Origin of the sequence: Amycolatopsis sp. EV170708-02-1, assembly GCF_022479115.1 — a bacterium.
In the GTDB taxonomy this organism is placed as follows: Bacteria; Actinomycetota; Actinomycetes; order Mycobacteriales; family Pseudonocardiaceae; genus Amycolatopsis.
The window spans coordinates 9,518,793-9,536,739 of the sequence record NZ_CP092497.1; the positions used below are offsets into that span (position 1 = coordinate 9,518,793).

The following is a 17,947-nucleotide window of genomic DNA, read 5'->3' on the forward strand; positions in this document are numbered from 1 at the left end:
AGCACAACTCCGATCGACCCGGCCCGGCCGTCCCGGCAACGTCTCCCTGACGCTTCGCGAGGTCTCGCTGACGCCTTGTTAACGCGTGAGTAACCCCGGCCACAGTGTCAGCGGACGGGCTCCGGGACGGTGTCGAGCGCCCGCACCATGTGCACGGCCAGCGCGAACGCCGCCTCGTTGTCCAGGTCGGTGTGCTCGTTGACGATCTTCTTCACGGTGTCGACCCGGATCTCGTAACGGGAGACGGGGACGGTGTCGGCGTTCATGGTGATCCTCTATTCGGTTGTTTCGGGTTTCGTGGCGCAGGTGCAGCCCCGGCTGAAGCCGCCGGCCGCGGTCGCGGTGCAGAACCGCCGGGCGATCGCGTCGTGCGCGGACATCGGATGCGGGCAGCTCGGGCAGCGGTCGTCGGCGGCGGGTTCGGCCACGTCGCCGAGGGAACGGATGGAGGTCATCGCGCGACGGCCGGTTGAGCACGCAGCGGCGCCCCGACCTCGTGCAGATGCCGCAGGACGTACCCGTAGGACGCCGCCCAGCCGCACTGCGCGTAGTCGATGCCGTGTTTGGCGCAGAACTCCCGGACGATCACCTGCGCGTGCTTGAGGTTCGGCCGGGCCATGCTCGGGAACAGGTGGTGCTCGATCTGGTAGTTGAGGCCGCCGAGGGCGAAGTCCACGACGCGGCCACCGCGCACGTTGCGCGAGGTGAGGACCTGCTTGCGCAGGAAGTCGAGCTTGTGCCCGGCCGACAGCGTCGGCATGCCCTTGTGGTTCGGGGCGAACGAGCAGCCCATGTACACACCCCAGAGGCACTGGTGCACGGCGATGAAGACGAAGCCGACGCCGGGTGAGAGGACCACGAACACCGCTGTCAGGTACGCGGCGAGGTGGGCGAGCATCAGCGCCGATTCGAGTTTCCGCCGCTTGAACCCGCGCTGGAAGATCGCCGTCACGCTCGACACGTGCAGGTTCAGGCCTTCCAGCAACAGCAGCGGGAAGAACAGGAACGCCTGGTACTTCGCCATCCAGCGGAGGAAACCGCGCCGCTCGGCGCCCTGCGCCTTGGTGAAGATCAGCGCGGCGAGGTTGACGTCGGGATCCTCGTCCTCGTGGTTGGGGTTGGCGTGGTGGCGGGTGTGGGTCCCGATCCACCAGCCGTAGCTGAGCCCGGTCAGTCCACCGTGGACGAATCCGGTGACGTCGTTCGCCTTGCGGCCGCGGAAGATCTGCTTGTGTCCCGCGTCGTGGCCGATGAAGGACAGCTGCGTGAACATCATCGCGAAGAAGGCGGCGAGGAACAGCTGCCACCAGGAGTCGCCGAGGTGCGCGAACGCGACCCAGCCGCCCGCGAAGGCGAGCAGGTTCAAGCCGATCTTCACCGCGTAGTACTTGCGACGCCGATCGAGGAGGCCGGCGTCCTTGACCAATTTGGACAGTTCGGCGAAGTCGCTGCCCTGCCTCGTCTGGGTGGAGGTCATGGGAGATCACACCGTTCTGGTTCGTGAAAGTGGGCAATCCAGCAACGGGTTCGCAAACACCGAAGGGTCTGGTTCGGCCGAGAAAAGGCACTGGTACCACAACACGCCACGGACGCTCCGTGGTCTTCTGCCAGCGTCCCACGAGCGCGGAGCGGAAGCAATTCACCAAAGCGGCACGATCTGGCGTACAGTCGAAGACATCGAGGGAAATTTCCCCCGGTTCCGTCCGGTCGCGAGCTTCGGCCGGAGACAGGAGCACCGGCCAGACATCGATCCCTTCGCGCTCATGGTCCCGCCGGCTTCGCCGGTGAGCAGCCGCCCGCCGCGCCTCATGGCGCGCCCCGAGGCGCCCATATGGGCCAAGCCGCGATCCGTCGATGGCCACGACCTCTGACCTGTCACCGTGTCCGCGTCCACTCCGGTGGACGCGGACGCGGTCAGAAAATTTCCCGGCGCAGGCGCCATTTTTCGAGAATCGCGGCGACTTCGCCGCGCTCGCCGCCGGTCAGCGGGCGGCTCGGCGGCCGGACGTCGGCGCGGCACAAACCCAGCTGTGCCAAGGCTTCCTTCACCACGCTCACGTTGTTGGCGTTGCCGTCCGCGGCCCGCAGCTCCTCGAACGGCCGGATCCGCTCCCAGATCGCCATCGCCCCGGTGAAGTCGCCGTCCCGCAACGCACGGAACATCTCCAGCGAGAGCTCTGGCGCGACGTTCACCAGCCCTGAGGTGAACCCGATCGCGCCGACGGCGAAGTAACCCGGCGCGGACAGCTCCGCCAGCCCGGCGATCCACACGAAGCGATCGATCCCCGCGTCCCGCGCCACCGAGGCGAAGCGCACCGGATCCGGCACCGCGTACTTCACGCCGATGACGTTCTCCGCGGCGTCGGCGAGCGCTGCCAGCCGCTCACCATCGATTCGCGCGTCGCGCACGTACAGCACGACACCCAGCTCCGGGACCGCCGCCGCGATGGCGCGGTGGTACTCGACCCAGCCCTCCGCCGAGACGTACGGATGCACCGGCTGATGGATCATGACCAGGCCGGCGCCCGCGTCCCGGGCATGCCGCGCGGCGCCGATCGCCGTCCGGACGTCGTGCCCGACCCCGGCGATCACGCTCGCCCGTCCCGCCGCCGCCTTGACCGCCACTTCGAGACAGCGGCGCGCCTCGGCCTCGTCCAGCGCGTAGAACTCGCCGGTGTTCCCGTTCGGCGTCACGGCCTCGACCCCGGCGGTGACCACCCGGTCGACGAGGTGCGCGTAGGTCTCGGAATCCACGGCGCCGTCGGCGTCGAACGGGGTCACCGGGATGGCCACGACCCCGGACAGCCGCCGTTTCCGCTCGTCGAACCGGAGAGAGGAGGTCACTGGCATGTCCGATCTGATATATGATGTGACGTCTCAACGGTAGCATGACGGGACGGTTGTCCTGAGATTTGGGACACGTGGCCGGACGGGTCGTGAGTGGCCGGGTCGAGTGTGGAGGATTTGGGACGTTGAGCGTCCCGAATCCTCCGTTGATCAAGGTCATGTCGAGCGGGGAGGATTCCGGACACTGAACGTCCGAAATCCTCCCCGCTCGACCGGCCCCGGGACCTCAGCCGAAGTACGAAGCGAAGTTCTTCGAGAACTCCCAGCCGCCGAACTTGTCCCAGTTGATCGACCAGGTCATCAGCCCGCGCAGGGCCGGGAAGGTGCTGTGCGGCTGGTAGGTGCCGCAGCCGCTCCCCTTCGTCAGGCAGTCCAGCGAAGCGCGCACGTCCGCCGGGGTCGTATGCCCGTTGCCCGCCGACGGCGACGCAGGCAGGCCGATCGCGACCTGTTCCGGTTTCAGCGCGGGGAACACGTTCGCCGCGTCGCCCGCGACGGGGAAGCCGGTGAGCACCATGTCGGTCATCGCCGTGTGGAAGTCCGCGGTCCCCATCGTGTGGTACTGGCCGTCGAGTCCCATGATCGGGCCGGAGTTGTAGTCCTGGACGTGCAGCACGGTCAGCGAGTCCCGCAGCGCGTGGATCACCGGTAGGTAGGCGCCGGAGCGCGGATCGGCGCTCCCGTTCGGGCCCGGCCCGTAGAACTGGTGTCCCAGCTGGACGAAGAACGTCTCCGGCGCCATCGTCAGCACGAAGTCGTTGCCGTACTTGGCTTTCAACGTCTTCAACGCGGAGATGAGGTTGACCACCACGGGCGTCTTCGGGTTCTTGAAGTCGGTGTCGCCGGGGTCGAGGGACAGCGAGTGGCCCTCGAAGTCGATGTCGATCCCGTCCAGGCCGTACTTGTCGATGATCGCGCTCGCCGAGCTGACGAACGCGTCCCGCGCGGCGGCCGTGGTCAGCCGCACCTGCCCGTTCTGGCCGCCGACGGAGATGACGACCTTCTTGCCCTTCTCCCGCTGCGCCTTGATCCCGGCGATGAACTCCGCCTCGGATTCGACGTTCGGGCATTCCGCCGCGGGGCAGAGTCCGAACCGGAGTTCGCCCGAGGTCGTGGATGTCGGTTCGGCGAAGGCGAGGTCGATGATGTCCCAGTCGTCAGGGACGTCGGCGATCCTCGTGTAGCCGGAGCCGTTCGCGAAGCTCGCGTGCAGGTAGCCGACCAGGGCGTGGGCCGGGATCGCGGCCTGTGCCGCGGCGGGCATCAGCAGGCCCAGTAAGAGGAAAACGATGCCGACGGCGGCTTTCCGGCGCATGGGGACTCCCTCGGATGTGGTTCAGGTCACGTCAAGGATTGGACTAGACCACTGGAGGGTTTGTCAAGAAATAACCGGAACTCGTCCGGTTTTGTCGCCGCCGTACGGAGTTGTCCACACGTGAACAACCTGTGGACAACTCCGCGGAAGGTCCATTTAGGACGCTGCGGCGAGGAAGATCTCCAGCTGCTCGACGACGAACGCGTGATCGTCGGCCTGAGGCAGTCCCGAGACGCCGACGGTGCCGACCGGGCCCACGCCCTCGACGATCACCGGGAACACGCCGCCGTGCGCGGCGTACAGGTCCGGGTCGAGGCGGGAGTCCGCTTCGAACGTCGTGCCCTTCGCGCGGAACTGCTCGCCGACGAAGAACGAGCTGTGCCCGTATCGGTCGACGACGCGGCTCTTGCGGTCGATCCACGCGTCGTTGTCGGCCGAGGTGCCCGGCAACGCGGCGTGGAACAGGCGCTGTCCGCCGCGGCGCACGGAGACCGTCACCGGGAGGGCGCGGTCCCGTGCCGCCGCGAGCAGGTGGGCGCCCAGCTCCAGCGCGGTCTCGTTGTCGAACCGGCGGAAGACCAGGCGCTCCTCCTGTGCGGCCAGGACGGCCAGGGTGTCATCGCTCATGGCACCCATTAAATCAACGCTGTTGTGTAATGGCTAGCGAAGGGCGTCCAGCGCGAAGGCGGCGTACATCGCCACGCCGTTGGCCATCGCGTCCTCGTCGAAGACCACCCGGTTCGAGTGGTTCGCCTCCACCGTGGCCAGGTCGGCGTCGGGCGGGCAGGCCCCCAGGAACGCGAACGCGCCCGGCACCCGCTGCAGGACGTAGGAGAAGTCCTCCGCGCCCATCACCGGGTTCTCCATGACCTCGGAGTTGCCGGCGCCGAGGACCTCGGCCGCCAGCTCCAGCACCCGGGCCGCGACCTGGGGATCGTTCACCGTGACGGGGTAGCCGGGGAGGACCTCGGCGCTCACCTTGACGCCGTGCGCCGCGCCGACCGCCTCGCACACCCGCGGCAGTTCCTCGCGCACGAACGCCTGCGTCCGCTCGGACAGCGTGCGGATCGTGCCCTCCAGGAACGCCGTCTCCGGGATGATGTTCGTCGTCGTACCGGTCTCGATGCGGGTCACCGACACCACCGCGGGCTCGAACACGCTGACCTTGCGGGTCACCATCGTCTGCAGCGCGCCCACCATCGCGGCCGCCGCCGGCACCGGGTCGATCGCCTGGTGCGGCGCCGAGCCGTGCCCGCCCCGGCCGGTGACGGTGACGTGGAAGCTGTTCGCCGACGCCATGATCGGACCCGGCCGCGTCTGCACGACGCCGGCCGCGGCCGAGGTGAAGATGTGCAGGCCGAACGCCTTTTCGACGCGTTCGCCCGCGGCGTCCAGCACACCCTCGTGGATCATGTGGCGCGCGCCGTGCTCGCCTTCCTCGCCGGGCTGGAACATGAACACCACCGACCCGGCCAGCTCGTCGGCGTGCTCGCAGAGCAGCCGCGCGGCCGACGCCAGCATCGCGACGTGGGTGTCGTGCCCGCAGGCATGCATCGCGCCGTCGTCTTCGGAGGCGAAGCCGAGCCCGGTGTCCTCGTGCAGCGGCAGCGCGTCCATGTCGCCGCGGAGCAGGATCGCCGGGCCCGGCTTCCCGCCGCGGAGGACGGCGGTCAGCGAGGTGGTCGATTTGCCCTCGGTGATCTCCAGCGGCAGGCCATCGAGGGCGGCTTTGATCGAGGCCTGGGTCTTCGGCAAGTGGAGGCCGATCTCCGGATTCCGGTGGATCTCCCGGCGGAGCTCTACGGTTTTCGTCTGGAGGGCGCGGGCCTCGGCCAGCAATCCGGCGAAGCGCGCGTCGGGGAGGGTGGGCAGGTCGGTGGGTCCGGTCATGTCTCGATAGTGGCGCATGCGGCGCTTCGGGCGCACCGTGCGTGCGTTCCGAATGCGGGCGGAATACGGTGTGCGCATGGCGGTGCAAGAGCCGATCACGGGGTTCGCGGTGGCCGTGGTGCGGGAGGACGGTCGGTGGCGGTGCAGTTCCCTTGATCCGGGGGCGCTCGGCGAGCTCGACGCTGCGATCACCGAGCTGGGCAAACTGCGTTCGACAGGGGCCGCGTTCGGGCTGCTGGCGGTGGACGACGAGTTCTTCGTGATCGTCCGGCCGAGCCCGAGAGGCCCGTCGCTGCTGCTGTCCGACGCCGCCGCGGCGCTCGACTACGACATCGCCGCCGACGTCCTCGACGTGCTGAGAGTCGACCCGCCGGACGAGGACGACGACGCGGTCTGGCCGGAAGGCGACCTGGAGATCCTGTCCGATCTCGGACTGCCCGGGGCCGAGCTGCAGGTGATCGTCGGCGAGGTCGACCTCTATCCGGACGAACAGCTCCAGATGGTCGCGCAGCGGTGCGGGTTCGCCGCCGAGTTCACGAAGATCCTGGACGAGATCTGAGCCCCGCAGCCTCCGCCGCCGACATCGCCGCCGTCCGGGCGGCGATCGTCGCGGCGCGAGGTGCGGGCGAAGACGTGCCGATCGGTGCCGTCGTCCTGGCGCCGGACGGGACCCCGCTCGCTTCCGCGCGCAACGCCCGCGAAGAACTCGGCGACCCGACGGCGCACGCGGAGATCCTCGCGCTGCGGGCCGCGTCCGAGATCTACGGCGACGGTTGGCGGCTCGAAGGCTGCACGCTCGCGGTGACACTGGAGCCGTGCACGATGTGCGCCGGCGCCCTCGTGATGGCCCGGGTCGCGAAGGTCGTCTTCGGCGCCTGGGAGCCCAAGACCGGGGCCGTGGGGTCGCTGTGGGACGTCGTCCGCGACCGGCGGCTCAGCCACCGCGCGGAAGTCGTCGGCGGGGTGCTGGAGGCCGAATGCGCGGCCCTGCTCGAAGACTTCTTCCACGGCCAACGGGGTAACCGCACCGGGTGAAGGATGTGTCGTACCCGGCGTCACGGGTAACCCTCCGGACAGGCGGCCGCAGACGGTGGCCGCAGTCGAAGGAGGAACATCCGCCATGAGCGTTTTCGACAAGGCGAAGGACAAGGCCGAGCAGGCCATCGGCGCCGCCAAGGAGAAGCTCGGCGAGAAGACCGGCAACCAGGACCTCGCGAACTCCGGCCGGGCCGACCAGACCAAGGGCGAGGTCAAGGAGGCCGGGCACGACCTCCGCGACCGCGCGGAAGGCGGCGTGCAGGACCTCAAGGACAAGTTCAACAAGTAGTCGCGAACGCAGAAGAGCCGGTCTCCGTGGAGACCGGCTCTTCGCTGCGGTGGCGGTGGGATTTGAACCCACGGACGGGTATTAACCGTCACACGATTTCGAGTCGTGCTCCTTCGGCCGCTCGGACACGCCACCGCCGAGAACAATACCGGAGGGCCTTCCGGTGTCTTCAGGGGGTCAAGAAAGCTGCGCGGTGATCTCGTCGATCGCCGCCGTCTGGTTCTCCACGATCTCCTGTGCCAGCGCTTTCGTCTCGGCGTGCTCGCCGGAGGAGAGCACCGTCTTGGCCATCGCGACGCCGTTGCGCAGATGCTCGGCCATCAGCGGCAGCCACACCTTGTCGAATTCGGCGCCGGTCAGGTTCTGCAGCGACGCGACCTGCCCTTCGGTGATCATCCCCGGCATCGCGTGCCCGGCGTGGCCCGCCGCGGGGAGCACGGCCGCGTTCCACGACTGGAGCCAGGCGGTCATCGTCTGGACTTCGGCCGACTCGGCCTTGACGATCTTGGCCGCGGTGGCCTTCACATACTCGGAAGCCGACCGTTCCGAAGCCAGGTTCGCGACCTGGATCGACTGCTGGTGGTGCGGCACCATCTGCTGGGAGAAGGTGATGTCGGCCTGGTTGGCACCCGGTGTCGCCGGGGCGGCGCCCGTGGCCGTCGAGCAGCCCGCGAGCACCCAGGCGACCAGCACGAACAGGGCCATCGGCAGTCGCCGTCGCATCGATACCTCCGTAGTCAGGGGAAACCGGCCCCTCTCCTCCTGTGATACGGCTGTGACCTTCCGGCGGTTCAAAATCGGATTAGCCTTGGTGGACATGACGGATCCGAAGACTGTGGTGACCGGTTTCCTGCAGGCTCTCGAAGAGCTCGACATCGACCGCGCGCTGGGCTTCGTGGCGATCGACATCGTCTATCAGAACGTCCCGCTGCCCCCGGCTCGCGGCCTTTCGGCGGTGGAGAAGCAGTTGCGCACCATGGCCCGCTACGGAAGCGGGTTCGAGGCGCGCACCCACCACATCGCCGCCGACGGCCCGATCGTGCTCACCGAGCGCACCGACGTCCTGCGGCGCGGCGTGTGGGAGGCCGAGTTCTGGGTGTGCGGCACGTTCGAAGTGCGCGACGGCCGGATCGTGCTGTGGCGCGACTACTTCGACTGGACGACGTTCCTCGCGGCGAGCGCGAAGGGCGCGGGCAAGGCCGCGGTCGCCGGCGCGAAGTCGCTGATCGGCAAGTACAAGGCGCGGCAGGAACTCGTGCCCGGCAAGGACGCGAAGGCGTGATTCGCGAGTTACGTCTCCAAGCACGCGAGATACGCCTTCGAGCACGCGAGTTCCGTCTCTGAGCACGCGAGTGCGGCGAAGCGGAAATGACACACCGCCGGTGTACGGGCTCCGTCCTCCCCCGACGGGTCCCGTGCACCGGCGGTGCGCCCCCAGTTCCCCCTGCTCACCCTCCCCGGTGAGCGTCGAGAAGTCCTTCGCCCAGGTCTGCCTCGCGCAAGACGGCGTCGAGCCGTGCCCCGCCGAAATGGGCCACCGGGCGTCCGCCGCGTTTCCGGTCGCGCAGGTCGACGGCCAAGGCGATGCTCAGCAGCAGAACCAGTGCCGTACCGACGATGAGCCAGTTCATCGGACACCTCCTCCGGCGACGTGAGGGAGGATTTGTGTCCTCGCTCACGTCGCCAAAGGTAGCTCCGGAAATGCCGGGTTGTACCCGGACTTGAGGTTCATTTAAGGCAGCGGAACACCAATGGGCTATTTCCGCGGGGCTCCCGCGACATAAATGTCACCGTCGGCCACGGAGACGTCACGGGCGCTGGACGCGCCGGTCGCCAGAATGCGGGCGGGGTCACGGAAACCGGTGATCACTTCGACGCGCTGGACCGGTTTCGGCGTGGTGATCAAGGTTTCCGGCGTCCAGGCGCGGCCGTTCTCGAGCAAGAACGTTTCGATGCCCGGCTGTCCGTCTCGCGTTCCGTAAACGCGCCACGTGCCGCCATTGAGCTGTTCGATCTCACGCAATCGGAGCCCCTTCGCGACTTCGCGCACTTCCCAGTTCCGGCCGTTCCACGCGCCCGCGAAATCGCGCGGCGAGCCCGCGGCGTCGAACTGGAACCAGGTGACGAACGGTTTGCCGTCGCACTGGGTGCCGACCTGCAGGATGTAGTCCGGCGATTTGAGCCCGCCGGGGAGTTCGAGCGGGGTTTCGACGACCTTGAGATACCGCTCCTGCTCGGCGTCGTCGACCTGCGTGCCGAGGTCGCGGCCCGACGCGGAGAAGAAGCGCAGGGTGTGGACGTCGAACGACAGGTGATAGACGTTCCGGTGATAGACGTCGTGCTTGTGCTGCGACGGCCCGCCGCCCGCGAGCGTGTAGACGAAGTGGATCCGTCCGGACGACGGCAGATACCGCACCTGTCCGACGTAGATCTCGTCCATGTGGTCCGCCCGGCCCAGCGAGCCGAACGCCCACCGCTTCCCGGTCAGCTGCACGGAGTTCTTCCACGTCTTCCCGTGATCGCGGGAAACGAGGTACTTCATCGGGCGGAAGTCGGAGTTCGCCGTCGGATCCAGTTCGTTGGTGGTCTCGCGATAGAACAGGAAGAGCGTGCCGTCCACGGTCTTCACCGGCATCGGGTAGCTCGCCGAGTCACCCTCGGGGACCTCGGTGTCGGTCCAGGTGCCTTCGAGGGAGTGGGCGAGCGGCGCGCGGCTGATCACGGTCCGCGTGTTGTGCATGCCGCGGAAGATCAGCAGATGCCCGTCGCCGGCCAGCAGCATCGTCGGGTAGTTGTGCGGATCGGACTCGCCGTCGGCGATCTTCTTCGGCGCCGTCCAGACGCCGGTGCGATGGTCGTACGCCTGGACGTAGGTGTCCGCGGCCTTGCCGGACCACGAGATGAAGGTCTTGCGCGCGACCGGGTCGAAGATCCCGCCCGCGTTCGGCCGCCGGTCGGTGCGCGACGCGACCGTGCTCGCCGGGGTCATCACCTCGAACGTGGCCTTCTCCGGTGGTGCGGCGGCCGCCGGGGGAACCGGGATCACGAGACCGGCCGCGACGAGCGCGCAAAGCAGTCTGCGCATGAAAAACGCCTCCTGGTGCGTAGCAGGCGGCGGACTTCGATCGTCTCACGCGAGGATCCGATCGGGCTAGTGGTGACGAATCGTTGTCTTGACGTCTTCCTCATTTCACTTGTTCGGGGGAGTATGCCTCGACCGATCTTGCGAAAAGGGGACTCAGCGTGACCACATCCCGACGTGCTGCCCGGAGACGAGCCCTGACCGTGGCCGTCGCCTCGGGCCTGGTCGTGAGCGGCATGACCGCTCCGGCCGCGCTCGCCGCACCCAGTGCCGACGCCGTGATCGCCGAGGTCTATGGCGGTGGCGGCAACTCGGGCGCCACGCTGACCAACGACTTCGTCGAACTCGCGAACCGTGGCGCGGCGGCGGTGAGCCTCGACGGCTTCAGCGTCCAGTACGCGCCCGCGTCGGGGAACAGCTGGCAGGTCACGCCGCTGACCGGCAGCGTCGCGCCGGGTGCGCGGTACCTCATCGCGCAGGCGAAGGGTTCGGGCGGCACGGTCGCGCTGCCGGCGCCGGACGCCACCGGCTCGCTGGCCCTGTCCGCGAGCGCCGGCACCATCGCGCTCGTCCAGGGCACCTCGGCGCTGACCTGCAAGACCGCCGCCGACTGCGCGGCCGACAGCCGGATCAAGGATCTGGTGGGCTTCGGCTCCACCGCCGTCATCCGTGAGGGGGCCGCGGCACCCGCGCCGTCCAACACCGCGTCCGTCGCCAGGGGCGCGACGCTCGCGGACACCGACGACAACGCGGCCGACTTCACCTCCGGCGCGCCCACGCCGACCAACGGCAAGGGTGAGACGCCGGGCGAGACCGGCCCGCCGCCGGTCGACGCGAAGATCCACGACATCCAGGGCACCACGCGGATCTCGCCGCTCAAGGACCGGAAGGTCGCCGGGGTCACCGGCGTCGTCACCGCGATCCGGAGCTTCGGTTCGGCGCGCGGGTTCTGGATCACCGACACCGCCCCCGACGCCGACCCGCGCACCAGCGAGGGCCTGTTCGTCTTCACCGGCTCGACCACGCCCGCCGTGGCCGTCGGCGACGCGGTGACCGCCGCGGGCACCGTCCGCGAGTTCTACCCGGACGCGCCCGCGACCTCGCCGTACCAGTCGCTCACCGAGCTGACGAGTGCACAGTGGACGGTCCAGTCGAGCGGAAACGCCTTGCCCGCCCCGACCGTCGTCACGCCGGACACGGTGCCGGACACCGTCGCCCCCGCGCCGGGCGGCAGCATCGAGCCGTTGCCGCTGGAGCCCGCGAAGTACTCGCTGGACTTCTGGGAGACGCACGAGAGCGAGATCGTCAGCGTCTCCGACGCGCGCGTCGTCGGCCCGACATCGTCGTACAACGAGCTTTACGTGACCACCAAGCCTAAGCAGAACCCGAGCGTCCGCGGCGGCGCGGTGTACCTGGACTACGACCGGCTCAACACCGGCGTGCTCAAGGTCGCTTCGCTGGTCCCGTTCGCCCAGCAGCCGTTCCCGAAGGTCAACACCGGCGACGTGCTCACCGGCGAGACCTCCGGCCCGGTCGAGTACAGCAACTTCGGCGGCTACACGCTGTTCGCGACGAAGCTGGGCGCCGCCAAGGACAACGGGTTGCAGCGCGAGAGCACCCGCGCTCAGCGCAGTGGCGAGCTTTCCGTGGCGACGTACAACGTCGAGAACCTGTCCGCTTTGGACAGTGCGGAGAAGTTCGGCGAGCTGGCGAAGGCCGTCGTCGGCAACCTGGCGAAGCCGGACATCCTGAACCTGGAAGAGATCCAGGACAACAACGGGCCCACCAACGACGGCACCGTCGCCGCCGATCAGACGTTGCAGAAGTTCGTCGACGCGATCGTCGCCGCCGGTGGCCCGCGCTACGAGTGGCGCCAGATCGACCCGGAGAACGGCAAGGACGGCGGCCAGCCCGGCGGCAACATCCGCGTCGGCTTCCTGTTCAACCCTGCCCGGGTGTCCTTTGTGGACCGCGAGGGCGGCGACGCGACCACCCCGGTCGGCGTGGTCAAGGAACGCGGCAAGACCCACCTGACCGTCTCGCCCGGCCGCGTCGAGCCCGGGAACGAGGCGTGGGAAGCCAGCCGCAAACCGCTGGCCGGCGAGTTCGTCTTCAAGGGCCGCACCGTGTTCGTCATCGCGAACCACTTCAACTCCAAGGGCGGCGACCAGCCGACGCACGGCCGCAACCAGCCGCCGGTCCGGAGTTCCGAGGTGCAGCGGGCCAAGCAGGCGACCGTGCTCCGTGGCTTTATCGACAAGCTGCTCGCTTCGGACAAGAACGCGAACATCGTCGTGGCCGGCGACCTGAACGACTACCCGTTCTCGCCCGCCGTGCAGACGCTGACCGCCGGTGGCGCGCTGAAGGACCTCATCGCGTCGCTGCCCGAGAATGAGCGGTACAGCTACGTTTTCGAGGGCCAGTCGCAGGTGCTCGACCACATCCTGGCGTCGAAGGCGCCGCGCGGGCTCGACTACGACGTCGTGCACCTGAACGCCGAGTTCGCGAAGCAGGCGAGCGACCACGACCCGCAGGTTCTGCGGTTCCGGCCGAGCGCGGGCAACCCGGTCCAGGACGCGTTCTGGGACCTGGCGGACTACCTGGAGAGGGTTTTCGGCAAGCTGTAGCGAGGTACGTCCTCAAGCACGCGAGTCGTCCGTTCGATCACGTGTGTCGTCCGTCCAGTCACGAGTGCCCTCCATCGAGTACGCGTGCCTGGAGGCGTAACTCGCGTGCTTGGAGGGCGCACTCGCGTGCTTGGAGGCGTAACTCGCGTGCTTGGGGGCGTGACTCAAGGGATCAGGAGCGTTTGGCCCGCCAGCCCAGGGAAAGCACCGCCTGCACGAGTTCCTGGTAGCTCGGCTTGACCTCTTCCAGGTACTTCTCCAGGTACCCGGCCCGCGCGGTCGGCACCGGGCGCGGGTCTTCGTCCTCTGGCAGCCAAGAGAGGCCTTCGACGTTGTGCTGCGCCATCTTCCACCAGCGCGTGCACCGGTCGACGGCGCGCTGCTCGCGTTCGGCGGCGTCCGCGACGGCCTGGTGCGCCTCGGCGAGCCGGGCCTCCAGTTCGTCCGCGCGGCCGATCTCCCAGTTTCGGAGGTTCTCCGCCGAAGCGCGCGCGAGGCCGACGATCTCCTTGTACCGCATGGCCGCGGTGATGCCGTCATCCATCGAGAAGCCCTTCCGGACGCTGGAACGGGATGATCACCTCAGGGGCGCCGTGGGTGGTGCGGTCGAAGAACAGCGCGCGCCCCGGCCGCGGTGACCAGTGCACGACCTGCCCGGCGGCGAACGGCGACAGCTCGTTGCCCTGGACGTCCAACGCCGCCCAGGATCCGATGTCGTCGGTGCCGGCGAAGCCGAGCGTGTCCTTCAGCCGGGCGATGCTGCGCCACCAGCCGATGGTGTGGACGCCGTGTGTCGGGCCCTGCTTCAGCAGCACCCGCAACTGATCCAGACCGCTCTTGAGCTGTCCGGGAGCCTTCGCTTCCAGTGCGGGGATCGACGCGTCGACGCCGTACAGCAGCAGCACCTGTGCTTTGTCCAAAGAGGACAGATTCTCCGCGATATCGATTACCCGGGCGGGCAGATCGTCGACCAGGGTCGCCTCGTGGCCTTCCGAGCGCAGGCGGTCGGCCAGCTCGGCCACGGCGGGGACGGACGCTTCGATGGGGCACGAGAGCACGAACTCCACCGAGCCGTGCGGATGCTGGCGGGCCAGCGAACGCGCGGCGGAGTCCATGATGGACAGTGCTTCGGCCGTGGCCGCGCCGAGGACGGCGACGTTCCGCCCCGGTGCCTTCGGCAGCTCGACCCCGCAGGCGGCCTCGTCGACGTCGATGGACTGGCCGAGCAGCGCCCGCGGTTTGTCCGTCGGCTTGAGGTCGGTGAACGCCGGGAACTGTTCCAGCACCGGGGAATGCGCCCCGTCGAACAGCCTCGGCCGCTTGAACGACTCCGAATACCGCTCCCAGAGCCGGTGCTGCAGCTTGTTGAAGACGTCCTTGCTGCTCGCGTCCGGAACGTGGGCGAGCTGGTTCCCGTGCGCCACCCCGGAATCATGGTTGATCACCGCGTGCCACTTCGGCGCCGAGACGGCCGCGTTGTTGGTCTCGGACAGTACCCGCCGCGCCTTCGGCATGGCGATCCGCAGCGTGCACTGCTCGAACACCGCCGGTTTGCCCCAGAAGGCCTCGATCCCGGCGACGTCCTGGCTCGCCAGCACCAGGTGGATGCCCTGGGACCGGCCTCGCCGCGCGATGTCCTCCAGCAGCTGGGTCGCGGTCGCCGTCACGCCGTCGCGGCCGGCGAACAGGTACTGGAACTCGTCGATCACCGCGACGATCCGCGGCCAGTGCCCGCCGGGGTCCTGTTCGCGCAGGTCCGCGAGGTTGGTGACCTCGTGCAGTTTCGCGGCGGCGGACCGGCGGCGCAGCTCGTCGGCGAGGTAGCGCAGCAGCGCCAGGCCGAACTCGCGGTCGGTGTTGACGTTGACCCCGATGAGTTTGGCGTGCGGCAGCCAGCTGGCGTCCCGCCGCCCCGGCGCGAGCCCGGCGAACGACACGCCTTCCTTGAAGTCCAGCAGGTACAGCGCGAGCTCGTCCGGCGAGTACCGCGCCGCGAAGCTGCCGAGCAGCGAATACAGGAAGTTCGTCTTGCCGGAACCGCTCGGCCCGCCGATGAGCACGTGCGGGCTGGCGTCGCCGATGACGACCTCCACCGGCTCGCCCTCGAAGAATCCGACCGGCGCCCGCAGCTCCCGCGCCGAGCTCTCCTTGCCCAGCTCGGTGGGCAGGAGGTCGGCGAACGCGCGCGGCCCGCCCTGTTTGGCGATCAGCGCCTCGGCGATCCGCCCGGCGGCGCGGATGACCTGCCCGGACGGCATCGGCGGGTCGAGGTCGACGATCAGGTCGGGGCCGGTCATGCTGCTCGTCGCGCGCCGCTCGTCGTGCAGGCTCAGCGATTCGACCGACGTCGACAGCATGGTCGGCACGTCGATCAGGATCAGGCAGATCCCGGCCGCGAGCGCCCCGGTGGCGACCCGTTTCAGTTCGCGGGCGCGCTCCGGTTCGAGGGTTTCGCCGTTGCCGTAGAGCACCGCGACGCGGAACGGTTCGACGCGCTGGCCGCTCGCCCGCCGGATCTCCCGCAGCGACGTGTGCCCCGCCTGCATCCCGGTCGCGTGGATGCGGCGGATGTGCCCGGCCAGTTCGTCGAGGAGGTCCTCGAGCCGTCCCGGGTCGTACAGGGTGAGCGCGCTGGTGCGGCTCAGCGGGTACAGGTCGGGCAGGATCGCGGTCAGCTGCCCGACGTCCCACAGGTGGACGCGCACGGCGCCGGGTTCGAACGTGCTCAGGATCCGCATCAGCAGGTTCTGCACGATGCCGTCCACCGCGGCCCTGGTCTTCGGCGCCGACGTGATGGACAGATGCGACTCGTCGAGCAGGGGGACCGCGACGTCGAAGGTGCGCGGGACGTCCTGGCCCGGCACGGTCGCCGAGCCGACCCGCCACAGCCCGGGCGCGGTGATGCCGGGATTCCCGCCGACGCGGCCGAGCCAGTTGCCCGGCTGCTGGCTCGCGGGCCCCGGCGCGTTGTTCGCGACGAGTTCGCGCAACGCGTTCGGGCCCGCTTCCCAGTCGGCGTAGAACTGGCCGCGCACGCTGCCCAGCAGGCCGAACACCTCGTTCGCGGCGGGATGCCGCGACCATTCGGTGTACTGCTCCGAGGTGGAGTTGTTCATCCCCACCCGGACGATGTGCTGTTCCAGCTGCAGTTTGGCCAGTTCCGCCTCGGCGGCTTGGCGGGCGCCGGCGGCGGCGCCGAGGACGAGCCCGATCTGGTGCCGGACCCGTTCGAGCGCCGTGGCGACGCGATTGCGCTGTTCACTCGCTTTGCTGCCCATACCGGCTGGCCAATCTCAGAGACGGGATTGGTAACCGCTGACCAGGTCGTCAGCGGCGGAAAGGCGCGTCAGGAGGTTTTCCATTCCCTCGTCGGCCTGCGCCAGCTGCGGCGGCACCCATGGCACGGCTTGGGCCTGGGGTTCCACGATGGCGCGTCGGGACTCTTCGAGCAGGCTCCTGGCCCGCTCGGCATGGGCGCGTCCGTCGGCGAGGCCGGTTTGGACGGCCGTCAGCAGCTGGTGCAGTTCCTCGAGGTACATGTCAGAGACGGGTCGAGTACGACTCGGCCGACGAGATGCCCGCCTGGATGGTGCTCTGCATACCGGTGATGCCTTGCAGCGCTTCGGCGAGAAGCCCGTGCGCCTGGCTCACCTCGTGCTGCGTGCTGCCCTGGGTGGCCTGGGAAAGCGAAAGCTGGGCTTCTTCGAGAGACTGCGCTGCCTGCTGAAGTGCGGCGATGCTCGCGGATGCCTTCTCGTTCGCGAGCGCGATACCAGCGCGGATCTCTTCGACTCCGGCCATTTTGGCGGACTCCTTGGGACGTCGGGGGCTGGAACGACCACTATTAAACTTAGCGTGATCAACTGACTCTGTTAAGTGAAGGTCCTGCTAAGTAATCAACAAGGCCCCGGACGTCGGAACGTCCGGGGCCTTGCTGACGGCGGAGGATACAGGATTCGAACCTGCGAGGGCGTGAACCCAACACGCTTTCCAAGCGTGCGCCTTAGGCCGCTCGGCCAATCCTCCGTGGGGAACGATACCGGATGCCGTTTCGCCCCCGCGAAGGCGGGTCTGACCTGCGTTTGCCGCTTCGTGGACTCAAGCGGCCGCGGGGGTGAGAACGTCGGCCACGACGCAGGTGATGTTGTCCGGTCCGCCGCCCTCGTTGGCCAGGTCGATCAGCCTCGGGACGGTCTCGGCGGGATCTTGGAAGGCGCCGAGGACGTCCTTGATAACGGTTTCGACAACCGTTGCCGTCAACCCGTCCGAGCACAGCAGGAGACGGTCGCCGGGGGCGGCGTCGAAGGTCCAGATGTCCGCTTCGCCGCTGCCGGTGCTCAACAGCGCCTTCATCAACAGCGAGCCGCGAGGGTGCCCCTCGACCTCCGACGGGTCGATGCGTCCGTCGTCCGCGAGGGCCTGCGCGAGCGTGTGGTCGCGGGTGAAGCGCTGAAGCGTGCCGTCGCGCAGCAGGTAGCCCTTCGAGTCGCCGATGTGGGCGGCCGTGAAGTGGGAGCCGTCGAACAGCAGCATGGTCAGCGTGGTGCCCATGCCGCGCGTCTCGGGCTCCTGCTCGGCCGTCGCGGCGAGCCGGTCGTCGATGGCGCGAAGGCCGCCGGTGAGCACCTCGACCAGGTCGACGTCCGCGAGGTCGAAGCCGCGGAGGTCCGTGTCGAGCCGGGAGAGGACGCCGACCGCCTCGGCGCTGGCCACTTCGCCGTGCGGCTGCCCGCCGATGCCGTCGGCGACGGCCAGCATCCTGGCGCTGGCGTAGACCGAGTCCTGGTTGACCTGGCGGCGCCGTCCGACGTCCGAGCCGGCGGCGTACCGAAGGGTGTACCTCATGGCTCCCAGTAAAG

Annotated in this window: 20 protein-coding genes and 2 tRNA genes; 5 read left to right on the plus strand and 17 right to left on the minus strand. The window is 68.7% G+C overall.

Annotated elements, in window-relative coordinates; translation table 11 throughout:
- Positions 1-107 precede the first annotated feature (107 nt).
- The 7 genes from MJQ72_RS43835 to MJQ72_RS43865 form a co-directional block, all read right to left on the minus strand.
- Positions 108-266, minus strand: coding sequence for a DUF6307 family protein (locus tag MJQ72_RS43835; RefSeq protein WP_167551730.1), 159 nt, complete (start codon positions 264-266; stop codon positions 108-110).
- Positions 267-275: 9 nt separating this feature from the next.
- On the minus strand, positions 276-455 hold the full coding sequence (locus MJQ72_RS43840) for an RGCVC family protein (RefSeq protein WP_240596787.1): 180 nt from the start codon (positions 453-455) through the stop codon (positions 276-278).
- On the minus strand, positions 452-1,477 hold the full coding sequence (locus MJQ72_RS43845; protein ID WP_240596789.1) for an acyl-CoA desaturase: 1,026 nt from the start codon (positions 1,475-1,477) through the stop codon (positions 452-454). The genes MJQ72_RS43840 and MJQ72_RS43845 overlap by 4 nt, the downstream gene beginning before the upstream one ends.
- A 437-nt stretch (positions 1,478-1,914) precedes the next feature.
- Positions 1,915-2,850 carry a dihydrodipicolinate synthase family protein gene (locus MJQ72_RS43850; protein WP_240596791.1) on the minus strand — a complete coding sequence of 312 codons (936 nt, stop codon included), beginning with the start codon at positions 2,848-2,850 and terminating at the stop codon, positions 1,915-1,917.
- 223 nt (positions 2,851-3,073) lie between these two features.
- Positions 3,074-4,162 (minus strand): chitinase, encoded by a 1,089-nt coding sequence (locus MJQ72_RS43855; RefSeq protein WP_240596793.1) that lies wholly within the window; start codon positions 4,160-4,162, stop codon positions 3,074-3,076.
- A 156-nt stretch (positions 4,163-4,318) separates the two neighbouring features.
- Positions 4,319-4,789 (minus strand): heme-degrading domain-containing protein, encoded by a 471-nt coding sequence (locus MJQ72_RS43860; RefSeq protein ID WP_240596795.1) that lies wholly within the window; start codon positions 4,787-4,789, stop codon positions 4,319-4,321.
- A 33-nt stretch (positions 4,790-4,822) separates the two neighbouring features.
- Positions 4,823-6,052, minus strand: a complete 1,230-nt coding sequence (locus tag MJQ72_RS43865) for a M20 family metallopeptidase (protein WP_240596796.1) — start codon at positions 6,050-6,052, stop codon at positions 4,823-4,825.
- Between the two features lie 76 nt (positions 6,053-6,128).
- On the opposite strand from MJQ72_RS43865, the gene MJQ72_RS43870 reads away from it, so the two are divergent.
- The 3 genes from MJQ72_RS43870 (at position 6,129) to MJQ72_RS43880 (ending at position 7,379) form a co-directional block, all read left to right on the plus strand.
- Positions 6,129-6,611 (plus strand): tRNA adenosine deaminase-associated protein, encoded by a 483-nt coding sequence (locus MJQ72_RS43870; RefSeq protein ID WP_197684721.1) that lies wholly within the window; start codon positions 6,129-6,131, stop codon positions 6,609-6,611.
- A gap of 23 nt (positions 6,612-6,634) precedes the next feature.
- Positions 6,635-7,087, plus strand: coding sequence for a nucleoside deaminase (locus MJQ72_RS43875; protein ID WP_396427033.1), 453 nt, complete (start codon positions 6,635-6,637; stop codon positions 7,085-7,087).
- A gap of 85 nt (positions 7,088-7,172) precedes the next feature.
- Complete coding sequence (locus tag MJQ72_RS43880; protein ID WP_240596800.1) at positions 7,173-7,379, plus strand: CsbD family protein; 207 nt, start codon at positions 7,173-7,175, stop codon at positions 7,377-7,379.
- A gap of 47 nt (positions 7,380-7,426) precedes the next feature.
- Here MJQ72_RS43880 and MJQ72_RS43885 read toward each other — a convergent pair.
- Positions 7,427-7,514 (minus strand) — tRNA-Ser (locus MJQ72_RS43885).
- 42 nt (positions 7,515-7,556) lie between these two features.
- Positions 7,557-8,102 carry a DUF305 domain-containing protein gene (locus MJQ72_RS43890; RefSeq protein WP_240596802.1) on the minus strand — a complete coding sequence of 182 codons (546 nt, stop codon included), beginning with the start codon at positions 8,100-8,102 and terminating at the stop codon, positions 7,557-7,559.
- A 94-nt stretch (positions 8,103-8,196) separates the two neighbouring features.
- Here MJQ72_RS43890 and MJQ72_RS43895 point away from each other — a divergent pair, with 94 nt between their 5' ends.
- A complete protein-coding gene (locus tag MJQ72_RS43895) occupies positions 8,197-8,661 on the plus strand; it encodes a limonene-1,2-epoxide hydrolase family protein (RefSeq protein ID WP_240596804.1) in 465 nt (154 codons plus the stop codon).
- A gap of 166 nt (positions 8,662-8,827) precedes the next feature.
- Here MJQ72_RS43895 and MJQ72_RS43900 read toward each other — a convergent pair whose 3' ends face one another.
- Complete coding sequence (locus MJQ72_RS43900; protein ID WP_240596806.1) at positions 8,828-9,010, minus strand: hypothetical protein; 183 nt, start codon at positions 9,008-9,010, stop codon at positions 8,828-8,830.
- Between the two features lie 125 nt (positions 9,011-9,135).
- Complete coding sequence (locus tag MJQ72_RS43905; RefSeq protein WP_240596808.1) at positions 9,136-10,464, minus strand: BNR-4 repeat-containing protein; 1,329 nt, start codon at positions 10,462-10,464, stop codon at positions 9,136-9,138.
- 233 nt (positions 10,465-10,697) lie between these two features.
- Here MJQ72_RS43905 and MJQ72_RS43910 point away from each other — a divergent pair, with 233 nt between their 5' ends.
- Positions 10,698-13,088, plus strand: a complete 2,391-nt coding sequence (locus MJQ72_RS43910; RefSeq protein WP_240601588.1) for an endonuclease/exonuclease/phosphatase family protein — start codon at positions 10,698-10,700, stop codon at positions 13,086-13,088.
- Between the two features lie 172 nt (positions 13,089-13,260).
- Here the strand turns inward: MJQ72_RS43910 and MJQ72_RS43915 are convergent, their stop codons facing one another.
- From MJQ72_RS43915 to MJQ72_RS43940, 6 genes are all read right to left on the minus strand, one after another.
- Complete coding sequence (locus MJQ72_RS43915) at positions 13,261-13,632, minus strand: hypothetical protein (RefSeq protein ID WP_016337969.1); 372 nt, start codon at positions 13,630-13,632, stop codon at positions 13,261-13,263.
- Positions 13,625-16,366 (minus strand): FtsK/SpoIIIE domain-containing protein, encoded by a 2,742-nt coding sequence (locus MJQ72_RS43920; RefSeq protein WP_240596810.1) that lies wholly within the window; start codon positions 16,364-16,366, stop codon positions 13,625-13,627. The genes MJQ72_RS43915 and MJQ72_RS43920 overlap by 8 nt, the downstream gene beginning before the upstream one ends.
- 15 nt (positions 16,367-16,381) lie before the next feature.
- A complete protein-coding gene (locus MJQ72_RS43925) occupies positions 16,382-16,627 on the minus strand; it encodes a hypothetical protein (protein ID WP_016337967.1) in 246 nt (81 codons plus the stop codon).
- Position 16,628: 1 nt separating this feature from the next.
- Positions 16,629-16,889 (minus strand): hypothetical protein, encoded by a 261-nt coding sequence (locus tag MJQ72_RS43930; RefSeq protein WP_005167132.1) that lies wholly within the window; start codon positions 16,887-16,889, stop codon positions 16,629-16,631.
- 140 nt (positions 16,890-17,029) lie between these two features.
- Positions 17,030-17,114, minus strand: a tRNA-Ser gene (locus tag MJQ72_RS43935).
- 72 nt (positions 17,115-17,186) lie between these two features.
- The gene (locus MJQ72_RS43940; RefSeq protein WP_240596816.1) at positions 17,187-17,933 is read right to left on the minus strand and encodes a PP2C family serine/threonine-protein phosphatase; all 747 of its coding nucleotides are present in this window, start codon (positions 17,931-17,933) and stop codon (positions 17,187-17,189) included.
- Between the last annotated feature and the right edge of the window lie 14 nt (positions 17,934-17,947).